General features: G+C 52.8%; 10 protein-coding genes. 8 read left to right on the forward strand and 2 right to left on the reverse strand.

Annotation, left to right across the window (positions count from 1 at the left end):
• The first annotated feature begins 19 nt into the window (after positions 1-19).
• A complete protein-coding gene (mfd, locus tag CGC65_RS01875) occupies positions 20-3,622 on the forward strand; it encodes a transcription-repair coupling factor (RefSeq protein ID WP_002566315.1) in 3,603 nt (1,200 codons plus the stop codon).
• Positions 3,623-3,706: 84 nt separating this feature from the next.
• Here the strand turns inward: mfd and CGC65_RS01880 are convergent, their stop codons facing one another.
• Positions 3,707-4,024, reverse strand: coding sequence for a DUF1622 domain-containing protein (locus CGC65_RS01880; RefSeq protein WP_002566314.1), 318 nt, complete (start codon positions 4,022-4,024; stop codon positions 3,707-3,709).
• A gap of 17 nt (positions 4,025-4,041) precedes the next feature.
• Positions 4,042-4,293, reverse strand: coding sequence for a TM1266 family iron-only hydrogenase system putative regulator (locus tag CGC65_RS01885; RefSeq protein ID WP_002566313.1), 252 nt, complete (start codon positions 4,291-4,293; stop codon positions 4,042-4,044).
• A gap of 432 nt (positions 4,294-4,725) precedes the next feature.
• Between CGC65_RS01885 and CGC65_RS01890 the strand changes: the two genes are divergently transcribed.
• The 7 genes from CGC65_RS01890 (at position 4,726) to hydE (ending at position 12,313) form a co-directional block, all read left to right on the forward strand.
• Positions 4,726-5,505, forward strand: coding sequence for a nucleotide-binding protein (locus CGC65_RS01890; RefSeq protein ID WP_002566312.1), 780 nt, complete (start codon positions 4,726-4,728; stop codon positions 5,503-5,505).
• Positions 5,498-6,847 (forward strand): nitrogenase component 1, encoded by a 1,350-nt coding sequence (locus tag CGC65_RS01895; RefSeq protein ID WP_002566311.1) that lies wholly within the window; start codon positions 5,498-5,500, stop codon positions 6,845-6,847. The genes CGC65_RS01890 and CGC65_RS01895 overlap by 8 nt, the downstream gene beginning before the upstream one ends.
• Positions 6,829-8,064, forward strand: a complete 1,236-nt coding sequence (locus CGC65_RS01900; RefSeq protein ID WP_002566310.1) for a nitrogenase component 1 — start codon at positions 6,829-6,831, stop codon at positions 8,062-8,064. The genes CGC65_RS01895 and CGC65_RS01900 overlap by 19 nt, the downstream gene beginning before the upstream one ends.
• Before the next feature lie 72 nt (positions 8,065-8,136).
• Positions 8,137-9,369 carry an ABC transporter substrate-binding protein gene (locus tag CGC65_RS01905; RefSeq protein WP_002566309.1) on the forward strand — a complete coding sequence of 411 codons (1,233 nt, stop codon included), beginning with the start codon at positions 8,137-8,139 and terminating at the stop codon, positions 9,367-9,369.
• A 45-nt stretch (positions 9,370-9,414) separates the two neighbouring features.
• Positions 9,415-10,434 carry a FecCD family ABC transporter permease gene (locus CGC65_RS01910; protein ID WP_002566308.1) on the forward strand — a complete coding sequence of 340 codons (1,020 nt, stop codon included), beginning with the start codon at positions 9,415-9,417 and terminating at the stop codon, positions 10,432-10,434.
• Positions 10,431-11,240, forward strand: a complete 810-nt coding sequence (locus tag CGC65_RS01915; RefSeq protein ID WP_002566307.1) for an ABC transporter ATP-binding protein — start codon at positions 10,431-10,433, stop codon at positions 11,238-11,240. The genes CGC65_RS01910 and CGC65_RS01915 overlap by 4 nt, the downstream gene beginning before the upstream one ends.
• Positions 11,240-12,313 (forward strand): [FeFe] hydrogenase H-cluster radical SAM maturase HydE, encoded by a 1,074-nt coding sequence (hydE, locus tag CGC65_RS01920; protein ID WP_002566306.1) that lies wholly within the window; start codon positions 11,240-11,242, stop codon positions 12,311-12,313. The genes CGC65_RS01915 and hydE overlap by 1 nt, the downstream gene beginning before the upstream one ends.
• The last annotated feature ends 11 nt before the right edge of the window (positions 12,314-12,324 follow it).

The raw sequence follows: 12,324 nt of genomic DNA on the forward strand, positions 1-12,324 counted from the left end.
TAAGGGGTGCAGGGATAAAATGGAAAATCCATTATTAGAATTACAGGAGTATGACAATCTGGTTCAGGCACTGAAATCCGGAAAGGGACCGCTGCAGGTAACAGGGACCCTGGATTCGCAGAAGGTACATCTGATGTACGAGCTGGGAGAGGCAAGCGCATTTTCCTGGAAACTGGTGGTCACGTATGATGACACCAGGGCCAAGGAAATCTACGATGATTTACGCAGCTTTACCAGCCGGGTGTGGCTGTATCCTGCCAAGGACCTGCTGTTTTACAGCGCGGACATTCATGGAAACCTGATGGCCAGACAGCGGATTGCTGTGCTGCGCCGCCTCATGGAGGACAGGGAGGGCGTGGTGGTCACCACTATGGACGGCCTTATGGACCATCTGCTGCCGCTCAAATATCTGAGGGAGCAGTCCATCACGGTGGAGAGCGGACAGGTGATTGATTTGGATGTCTGGAAGGAACGCCTGATTGCCATGGGCTATGAGAGGGTGGCCCAGGTAGACGGCATGGGCCAGTTCTCCATCAGAGGCGGAATCGTGGACATTTTTCCGCTGACTGAGGAAGTGCCGGTGCGCATTGAGCTGTGGGATGATGAGGTGGATTCCATCCGTACCTTTGATCTGGAAAGCCAGCGATCGGTGGAGCAGTTAGAGAACATCACCATTTATCCGGCTGCGGAGGTGGTGCTCTCAGCAGACCAGCTGGCTGCCGGAATCAGAAGGCTGGAAAAGGAAGAAAAGACATATGAGAAGGCACTAAGGGAGCAGCATAAGCCGGAGGAAGCCCACCGAATCCACACCATTATCGGGGAGCTGCGAAGCGGACTGGACGAGGGGTGGAGGATTGGCGGGCTGGATGCTTATATCCGGTATTTCTGCCCGGATACGGTTTCCTTCCTGGAGTATTTTCCCCAGGGTGAGAGCGTGATCTTTCTGGATGAGCCTGCCAGATTAAAGGAAAAGGGCGAGACCGTGGAGCTGGAATTCAGGGAAAGCATGGTGCACAGGCTGGAAAAGGGGTATCTGCTGCCGGGCCAGACCGAGCTTCTCTATCCAGCGGCCGAGATCCTGGCCAGGATGCAGAAACCATATGCTGTTATGCTTACAGGGCTGGACCAGAAGCTTCCAGGCATGAAGGTAAATCAGAAATTTAGCATAGATGTTAAAAATGTGAACTCATACCAGAACAGCTTCGAGATTCTCATTAAGGACCTGACCAGGTGGAAGAAGGAAGGATACAGGGTTATTCTTTTATCTGCTTCCAGGACCAGGGCCAGCAGGCTTGCCAGCGACCTGAGGGAATATGACCTGAGGGCCTATTGCCCGGATGGGCGGGAAGGGGAAAGCGGAAATGCAGGAGGAGAGGGCGCCGGCAGCGCGGATACCGGAAATCCGGGCGCTGTAAATACCTCTGTCCGCAAGGTCCGGCCAGGAGAGATTCTGGTCACCTACGGCAATCTCCACAGGGGATTTGAATATCCTCTTTTGAAGTTTGTATTTATCACAGAGGGCGATATGTTCGGCGTGGAGAAAAAAAGAAAGCGCCGTAAAAAGACAAATTACCAGGGCAAGGCCATACAGAGTTTCACAGAGCTGTCCGTGGGGGATTATGTGGTCCATGAGGAGCACGGCCTGGGTATATATAAGGGCATCGAGAAGGTTGAGCGGGATAAGGTCATCAAGGACTATATCAAGATTGAGTATGGGGACGGCGGCAATCTGTATCTGCCGGCCACACGTCTGGAAAGCATCCAGAAATACGCTGGAGCAGAGGCCAAGAAACCTAAGCTCAACAAGCTGGGAGGGACCGAGTGGAATAAAACCAAGACCAGGGTCCGTGGGGCTGTCCAGGAGATTGCCAGGGATTTGGTGAAGCTTTATGCGGCGCGCCAGGAAAAGGCCGGATTCCAGTATGGAACGGATACGGTGTGGCAGAGAGAGTTTGAGGAACTGTTCCCCTATGATGAGACGGATGACCAGATGGATGCCATTGACGCGGTGAAGAAGGATATGGAGAGCAGGAGAATCATGGACCGCCTGATTTGCGGTGATGTGGGGTACGGTAAGACGGAGGTGGCCCTGAGGGCTGCATTTAAGGCTGTCCAGGACAGCAAGCAGGTGGTGTACCTGGTGCCAACCACGATTCTGGCCCAGCAGCATTATAATACGTTTGTGCAGCGGATGAAGGATTTTCCGGTGCGGGTGGATATGCTGAGCCGGTTCTGCACGCCGGCCAGGCAGAAAAGGACCCTGGAGGACCTGCGCAAGGGAATGGTGGACATTGTAATCGGCACCCACCGGGTCCTGTCCAAGGATATGCAGTTTAAGGACCTGGGACTGCTGATTATTGACGAGGAGCAGCGGTTTGGCGTTGCCCATAAGGAAAAGATCAAGCACCTGAAGGAAAATGTGGATGTACTCACCCTGACAGCCACGCCTATTCCCAGGACCCTTCATATGAGCCTGGCAGGCATACGCGATATGAGTGTGCTGGAGGAGCCGCCGGTGGACAGGACTCCCATTCAGACCTATGTGATGGAATACAATGAGGAGATGGTGCGTGAGGCAATCAACCGCGAGCTGGCAAGAAACGGTCAGGTGTATTATGTATACAATCGTGTGACGGATATTGATGAGGTGGCTGGCCGTGTTCAGGCCCTTGTGCCGGATGCTGTGGTCACATTTGCCCATGGCCAGATGCGGGAGCATGAGCTGGAACGGATTATGGCGGATTTTATCAACGGGGAAATTGATGTGCTGGTGTCCACCACCATCATTGAGACCGGCCTGGATATATCCAATGCCAATACCATGATTATCCATGATGCGGACCGCATGGGGCTGTCCCAGCTGTATCAGCTGAGAGGCAGGGTAGGGCGTTCCAACAGGACCTCCTATGCCTTTCTCATGTATAAGAGGGATAAGCTTTTGAGGGAGGAGGCTGAGAAGCGCCTCCAGGCCATCCGGGAATTTACGGAATTGGGATCCGGCATCAAGATTGCCATGCGGGACCTGGAAATCCGGGGCGCGGGCAATGTGCTGGGGGCAGAACAGCACGGCCACATGGAAGCCGTGGGGTATGATCTGTACTGCAAAATGCTGAATCAGGCCGTGCTGGCCCTTAAGGGAGAGACCTTGGAGGAGGATTCCTACGATACCGTTGTGGAGTGTGATATTGACGCATATATTCCGGGACGTTATATCAAGAATGAATACCAGAAGCTGGATATTTATAAACGTATTTCCGCCATTGAGACAGAGGAAGAGTATATGGATATGCAGGATGAGCTGATGGACCGCTTTGGGGATATACCGCGCAGTGTGGAGAACCTGCTTAAGATAGCGTCCATCAGGGCTCTGGCACACCAGGCCTATGTGACAGAGGTGGTGATTAACCGCCAGGAAGTAAGGCTTACCATGTATCAGAAGGCCAAATTACAGGTGGATAAGATTCCGGACATGGTGAGGTCCTATAAGGGTGATCTGAAACTGGTGCCCGGGGATGTGCCTTCCTTCCACTATATTGACAGAAGGAATAAAAACCAGGACAGCCTTGAGATGATGGGGAAGGCAGAAGAGATTCTGAAAAGTATGTGCGGGATACGCATATAAAATACTATGATAACACCCAGATACAGGAAGGCCGCGAGAACAGGAAAATTCCCCTGTTTCTCGCGGCCTTTCTGTGTCAGGACCTTATTCTGCCCGTTCTTCTTCTTTGATTTCCCAGTGAATCAGGAAGGTAAGGGCGGCCCTTAATGCAATGATTCCGGCCACGATTCCTATTTCCTTCCACTCACGGACCACCACCGTGCGCAGGATTTCGCTTCCCATCTTAAATTCCAGTCCCATGGCCAGGCCCTTTGCCAGATATATCTTGGTGTCCGGGGAACGGCGGAGAAATTTAAGGAAGCTTGTGAGACCTGAGTATATGATGATACCCACGCCGATAAATTCAAAAATAATGATTGCGGTGTTTGCTACCAGAGACAGCAGCCATTCCAAATGTTCCATGGTTTGTTCCCTTTCTTTTACTTGTTCACCGGCACCTGAATGGATTTTACCTTTACACCGTCCACCTTTCCCAGGTCTCCGGCAAAGGAACTGATTTGGTTCTGGGTTCCGTGCAGGACCACGCTGATGACGGATACCCCGTAATCCCGGCAGGGAACACCCAGGCGGGCGATAATCAGACCGGACTGAAGGTGGAATTTTTCATTTACCGTTGCCACGGAATCAGGATTGCTGATGATGCAGCTGATGACAGCCAGACGGTCTTCCATAAAGTATGTCCTCCCTTATTGTTTTCTACCCGGCAGGCTTTTACAGCAGCTGGATTCATGCTTTTTTCCGGGCCGGGGTTATCTGTGGTTATGATATCACGGGTATTGACCTTTCGTAAAGCCCAAACAAGGCGCAGGACAAGATAATTTTTTAACCCTTGCTTTTTCCTTCCGCCTGGAATATGATGGTAATAACTAAATAGAACCTTTCTCTGATGCGAAGCAACCCTGAGATAAAGAGAGAGCGGAACTGTCCTGGCTGTGCAGGAGCTGTTTTGCGTGGTTTGCCAGTGTGTGCCGTATGCAGGCACGGTTGGCATGAACCGCGTATATGTGCCTGTTGGTGAAGCCTCGGTATGCTGATGATATCCTCTCTCTGAATTTCGGAGAGAGGTTTTTTGTGTTTTAAAGACAAGAGGGGGAGGATAGAACATGTTAAAAATAGCGGTTTACGGAAAAGGCGGAATCGGAAAGTCCACCATTTCATCCAATTTATCAGTGGCGCTTTCAGAGCGGGGATACAAGGTGATGCAGATAGGCTGCGATCCCAAGGCGGACTCTACCATACAGCTTCACCAGGGACATACAGTGACCTCTATCCTGGATATCATCAGGGCCAGGGGAGATAAGGCGGGGCTTGATGAACTGGTGACAGAGGGAAGCGGGGGTGTGCTCTGTGCTGAGGCGGGAGGTCCTACCCCGGGCATGGGATGTGCCGGCCGCGGGATTATCACTGCTTTTGAGGCGCTGGAGGAGAGGAATGCCTTTGAGGTCTATAAGCCGGACGTGGTCATCTATGACGTGCTGGGCGACGTGGTCTGCGGAGGCTTTGCCATGCCTATCCGGGAAGGATATGCGGACAAGGTATTTATCGTGACGTCCGGGGAAAATATGGCAATCTATGCGGCTGCCAATATAGCCGCGGCGGTAAAGTCCTTTGAAGCCAGGGGGTATGCCAGCCTGGGAGGCATCCTCCTCAACCGCCGCGGCGTGAAGCGGGAACAGGAGAAGGTGGAGGAGCTGGCAGAGGACATGGAAACGGAAATCATAGGCTCCCTGGATTACAGCCCTCTGGTGGGAGAGGCGGAGGAGCTTGGAAAGACTGTCATGGAGGCTTATCCTGACAGCGATATGGCCGGGCAGTACAGGAAAATGGCGGACGCTGTTTTAGCGGCCTGCGGGGAGGAAGAGGTGAAGAAGGCCTATGCTTAAGAGACTGCATGACACTGCGGGGCAGGATACGGCCCTTGCCCTGTCCCAGGTGGACAGCCTGGCACCTTTTACATACGGATTGGAATACAGCGCCCCGGCCAGGGGAGGATGGACCATTGTCCATATTGGAATGCTGCTGCCTGAGAGCCATCAGGTATTCGTATGCGCCCAGAGCTGCCTGAGGGGCGTGGTACTGTCGGCTGCGGAGCTTGGCGACAGCAGCCGTTTTTCTACCATATCCGTGGATGAGGATTCGGTGCTGGAGGGAAACTGCGAGGAGATCATCATTGAGGGAGTGACTCATATTCTGGAGGGACTGCCTGCGCTGCCAAAGGCCCTGCTGCTGTTTACAAGCTGTATCCATCATTTTCTGGGAACGGATATGAAAATCGTATTCGGGGAGTTAAACACACGGTTTCCCCAGGTGGGATTCGTGCAGTGCTGGATGAACCCCATTATGAGAAAGACTAAAATGCCGCCGGACCCTTTTATGAGAAAACAGCTGTATTCCCTTTTAAAACCTGCTGATATGTTTACGAAGCAGGTAAATGTCATCGGCAATAATCTGGCTCTGCGGAAAAGTTCAGAGCTTTATAATATCTTGGAAAAAAACGGATTTAATATTAAGGATATATGTACCTGCCGTGATTTCCGGGAATATGAGACCATGGCCTCATCAAAGCTCAATCTGGTGACGAATCCTCTGGGGCGGCCTGCGGCGAAAGAGCTTTGCGGGCGCCTGGGACAGGAATGGGTCTATCTGCCGGTGAGCTATGACTGGGAACAGATAAGGGAACACTGGAAATGTCTGTCGGATTTGCTGGAACTGGATTTTGACTCCATCTGGAAAGAAGTAGAGATGGACCAGCTATGGCAGAAGGCAGAGACGGCCCTGGAAACGCTTGCGGGAGAGCTTGCGGGGTGGTCTGTGGCCATTGACTACACGGCATCTTCCAGGCCCTTTGGCATGGCGAAGCTGCTTGTCAAATGCGGTTTCCGGGTGGAACGTATTTATGCGGATACCATATCGCCGGAAGAAGAGGATACCTTTGCCTGGCTTAAGAAGCAATGTCCCCGGATGCTGCTCTGTCCCACGGTATACCACAAGATGGCGGTTCTGCCTAGGACATGGTGCCGGGAGGCGGGAGGAAAGGTGCTGGCAATCGGGCAGAAGGCAGCCTACTTTACAGGGACTTCTCATTTTGTAAATATGGTGGAGGACGGAGGACTGTATGGGTACGGCGGTATCCTGGAGCTGGCCGCCATGATGGAAGAAGCTGCCGGGGAAGAAAAGGATACGGAAAAACTGATACAGGTAAAGGGATGGGGGTGCTGCTGTTGAAACGGACAAACCGGATTCTGCCGGTATACGCGGCGGATATATCAGGAATCTGCTCGGCCTTATATGAGCTGGGCGGGATGACTGTGATGCATGATGCCTCAGGCTGCAATTCCACCTACACTACCCATGATGAGCCAAGGTGGTACTCCATGGACAGTATGGTGTATATCTCAGCCCTGTCGGAGCTGGAAGCAGTCATGGGGGACGATGAAAAGCTGGTGCGGGATATTGTGGACGCAGCGCTGAATCTTTGTCCGGCATTTATATGCATTGGGGGAACCCCTATTCCCATGATGATGGGAACTGACTTTAAGGGGATTGCCAGAATGATTGAAAATAAGACCGGAATCCCCACGTTTGGTATTGCCACCAATGGAATGCATTCCTATGTCCGCGGGGCAGGGGAGGCTCTGAGGTGGATTGTGAAACGGTTCTGCCCGCCCGGGATTAAGGCGGACAGGCCGGCAGCCCTGAAAGTTAATATACTGGGAGTCACTCCGCTGGATTTTTCCCTTACGGGAAACACAGCCAGATTAAAGGATTTTCTCAGAAGCCATGGAATGGAGACCGTGGGATGCTGGGCCATGGAAAGCGGCCTGGATGAACTGCGGCTGGCGGGTCTGGCCGACATAAATCTGGTGGTATCGGCAGTGGGACTTCCGGCGGCCGCAGAGCTAAAGAAGATGTACGGAACGCCCTGGGTGGTGGGAACACCTGTGGGCAGGAGAACATCCGGGCGTCTGGCAGAATGCATCCGGCAGGCGGCGCGGACCGGTGAAAACCAAAGCCTGTTTGATGGTGCCGGGTATGTGGCCTCATGGGATGCAGACGCGTGCATCCGGCCAGATTTGGGGCTTGCCGGTCTGCCTGAGGATTTATCCGGCAGAAAGGTTCTTATCATTGGGGAACAGGTCATAGCAGGTTCCCTGCGGTGCTGTCTGCGGGAGGAGTGGGGCGCGGACCAGGTAACCGTGCTTTGCCCCACAGAGGGGGAGAAGGCCCTTGCTCTGGAGGGAGACATCATTGACTGGGATGAGGATGAAGTTATCCGCGCAATAGCGGAAAGTACGGTTGTGGTGGCGGATCCCCTGTACCGCCAGGTGTGTCCTGCCCACAGGAATATTGTGTTTGTGGATTTTCCCCATGAGGCATGTTCCGGCAGAATGTATCACAGTATTATGAGGCCCTTTGTGTGCGCTCCGGATGATTCGGTTTAAGGGTAAACAGGTATAAATACAGGTGATACACAAAGGGTAAAAATAAAGGGTTGTAAGGAGAGGAAGAGTATTATGAAAAAGTTAACAGCAATCATTTTAAGCGTGTGCCTTGGGGCCGCCGGATTAACAGGCTGCCAGGCCGGGGCATCAGAAACACCGGCTGCGTCAAGCCGGGCCGCAGACACCGGCCGGCAGCAGGCGGAAAAGGAACCGAAAGAGGAGACAAAAAGCCGGGAAGACTCCGCCGGGGAACCAGATGCATCCCAATCCGGCGGCACTGTTATTATAACAGACCATGCGGGCAGCCAGGTGGAAATACCCAGGGAAGTGAACCGTGTGGTGGTAACGGATATCCTTCCTCTCCCCTCCATCATCACGGTGTTCCTGGGATCCGGGGAGAAAATCGTGGGTATGGCGCCGGCCAGCATGAGCGCCGCCAGGACAGGGCTTCTGGGAGAGCTGTTTCCCGACATCCTGAATGCCAGCACGGATTTTATGAACGGCAGTGATATCAACATGGAAGAGCTCATGAAACTGGAGCCAGATGTGGTATTTTATAATGCGGGCAGCAAGGAAATCGGGGAGGCGCTGCGCTCTGCCGGGTTTGCGGCAGTTGCGGTATCTGTAAATAAATGGAATTACGACAGCATAGAGACTTACGACCAGTGGATTAGCCTGCTGAGCCAGATTTTCCCGGAAAAGGGTGATACGGCGGAGCAGGTCTCCCGGTACAGCCAGAACATATATGAGGATATCCAGAATAAGGTGTCCGGTTTAAAGGATGAGGAAAAGAAGGATATCCTGTTCCTGTTTAATTACAGTGATACCACCATGGTGACCTCGGGTAAGAAATTTTTCGGCCAGTTCTGGTGCGACGCAGTGGGAGGCCGCAATGTGGCGGAAGGTGTGGCGGCTGAGAATTCCAATGCGGTTATCAACATGGAACAGGTCTATGAATGGAATCCGGATATTATTTTTATCACTAATTTTACCCCGGTCCAGCCTGAGGACCTCTATGAAAATGCGGTTGGACAGGACGACTGGAGTCCGGTAAAGGCGGTACAGGACAAGAATGTATATAAACTTCCTCTCGGCACCTACAGAAGTTATACGCCCAGCACGGATACGCCCATGACGCTTCTGTGGATGGCAAAACAGGTATATCCGGACCTGTTTTCGGATGTGGACATGACCCAGGAGGTAAAGGATTATTATAAGGAACTATACGGCGTGGATTTAAGCGGAGAGCAGGTACAGAGGATGTACCATCCTGGCCGGGAGGCAGCGGCCGGATATAAGAAATAGGCGTTAATGCACAAAGCCGGAATGATATGAGGGTGGAATAAACGTATGAATGGAAGTAAACGAAGCTGGAACCGGTACTGGACCCTGGGTTCCCTGGCAGTAATTTTTGCAGCCGCGGCCGCGGCCATGGCAATCGGCCGGTTTACCATTGCTCCCAAGGAGCTGGCGGCTGTGCTGATACCTGGTTCCTTCCCGGATGTCCAGGTTTCGGGACAGGTGAGGACGGTCATATCCAATATCCGTTTTCCCAGGGTGGTGCTGGCCCTTTTGTCCGGGGCAGGGCTGGCGGCGGCCGGGGCGGCATTTCAGGGATTATTTGCCAATCCCCTGGCTACCCCGGATACACTGGGAGCTGCCAATGGAGCCTCCTTTGGGGCTGTCCTTGGCATTCTGTTAGGTCTTCCGGCCTTCGGCATACAGACCCTTGCCATGATTACAGGAGTTGCGGCCGTGCTCATGGCCTGGAGCGTGGCCCAGGTAAGGGGCACCATTCCTCCGCTGATGGTTATACTGGCAGGCATGGTGGTCAGCTCCCTGTTTTCCGCCCTGGTATCTCTGGTGAAGTATGCGGCGGATCCCCAGGACGTACTTCCTTCCATTACATACTGGCTTATGGGAAGCATGGCATCCACCACCAGGACCACTCTTATTATGGGGGCGCCTTTTATCCTTGCAGGAAGCCTGCTTTTGTTCCTTTTGAGATGGAAGCTTAATACCATGTCGCTTCCTGAGGACGAGGCAAAGTCTCTGGGCATTCCGGTAAAGAGAATCCGCAGCCTGGTGATTCTGGGGGCAGCCATGGTGACCGCGGCTGTTGTCTCCATGTGCGGACAGATTGGCTGGATAGGACTTCTCATTCCCCACATGGTGCGCATGATATTCGGAAATGACAACCGATCAGTGGTTCCCGCCAGTATGGCATCGGGAGCCCTGTTTATGCTCATAATTGATACCGCGGCCAGGTCGGTCATGGCCACGGAAATACCTGTATCCATATTGACATCTCTTATAGGAGCGCCCTGTTTCATACTGCTCCTCAGAAAGACAGGAGGTATCCGTTTATGATATTTGAGGTAAGGGACGGAGGATTCGGCTATTCCTCCCATGAATGTATATTAAAAAATGTAAACTTCTCCCTGGATGAACCCCAGGTGCTGTCTGTCCTGGGAGCCAACGGCGCAGGAAAGACCACTTTGCTTAAATGTATGCTGGGACTTCTGGAGTGGAACACAGGAGGCACCTTTGTGGACGGCGTCAACATAAAAGACATCCCGTATAACCAGCTGTGGCAGAAGATTGGGTACGTACCCCAGGCAAAGGCGTCGGCCTTTGCCTACAGCACGCAGGAGATGGTGATTTTAGGAAGAAATGCCCATCTGGGCACCTTCAGACAGCCTAAAAAGAGGGACTGGGAAATAGCAGAGGCCTGTATGGAAGAGATTGGAATAGGATATCTTAAGGGTAAGCTTTGCAGCCACATCAGCGGCGGAGAACTGCAGATGGTGCTTATTGCCAGGGCGCTGGCTGCAAATCCGTCCATTCTGGTGTTGGATGAGCCGGAATCCAACCTGGACTTCAGGAACCAGCTTATTGTGCTGGAGGCCATTGAACGCCTGTGCAGGGAAAAGCATATATCCGCTGTTGTGAACACCCATTATCCGGAACACGCTTTGTCCATTTCCCAGAAAGCCCTGCTGCTCACCGCCCATGGGACCACCCTGTTCGGACCAACGGATGAGATACTGAGCGAGGAACATCTCAATGAGGCGTTTGGGGTGGAGGTCAGGCTGTATCCGTTAACCTTAAGGAACAGGACGTATACCTGTGTCCTGCCTTTGGGACTGAAAGAAAGAATGGAAAGAGGTGCATGATGGAGCGGGTGATTACGCTGGTGGATAAACTGGCCAAGTCTCATGTGCTTTCCAGGGAGGAATTTAGTTTCCTGCTGGATAACATAGGGGAGGAGGACTCATATCTGTACGAAAAGGCCAGGGAGGCAGCCCTTGCTAATTACGGAAACAAGATATATGTCCGGGGGCTTATGGAGTTTAGCAATTATTGTAAAAACGACTGCTACTATTGCGGTATCAGGAGAAGCAACCAAAAGGCTTCCCGATACAGGCTGTCACCGGAGCAGATTATGGAGTGCTGCAGCATTGGCTATGGGCTGGGATTTCGGACCTTTGTGCTTCAGGGCGGCGAGGATCCGTGGTTTACGGATGAGAAGATTGCCTATCTGGTGGAGCGCATGAAAAAGCAGTACCCGGATTGTGCGGTCACACTTTCTGTGGGTGAAAGAGGGTACGATACCTATAAGCGCTGGTTTGATGCGGGTGCAGACCGCTATCTGCTTCGCCACGAAACAGCCAATCCGTGCCATTATGCCAGTCTCCATCCGCCTCAGATGTCTTCTGAGTACAGGAAGGAATGTCTGCATAACCTGAAGGCCATTGGCTACCAGACAGGCTGCGGAATCATGGCAGGCTCACCGTATCAGACCACGGCCCATATAGCGGAGGACCTGGAATTTATGCACGGCCTTCAGCCGGAGATGGTGGGAATCGGCCCATTTATCCCTCATCACGATACCCCCTTTAAGGACAGGCCTGCCGGCACCCTGCGCCAGACCCTTCTGCTGCTGGCCATTGTACGGCTCATGCTGCCGGATGTGCTTCTGCCTGCCACCACGGCTCTGGGGACCATAGAGCCGGATGGAAGGGAACAGGGCGTGATGGCAGGGGCCAATGTGGTAATGCCAAATCTGTCGCCCATGGAAGTGAGAAAAAAGTACATGCTTTACGACAATAAAATCAGCACAGGCATGGAGGCCGCGGCCAATATTAAAGAATTAAAACGCAGAATGGCGTCCATAGGGTACGAGGTGGTCACTGACCGGGGCGACCACAAAAAAATAAAAGAAGTTCCTGCCCTTAAAACCTCATAATTACTTTGAAG

The sequence above is a fragment of the Enterocloster bolteae genome (assembly GCF_002234575.2).
Taxonomy (GTDB): domain Bacteria; phylum Bacillota; class Clostridia; order Lachnospirales; family Lachnospiraceae; genus Enterocloster; species Enterocloster bolteae.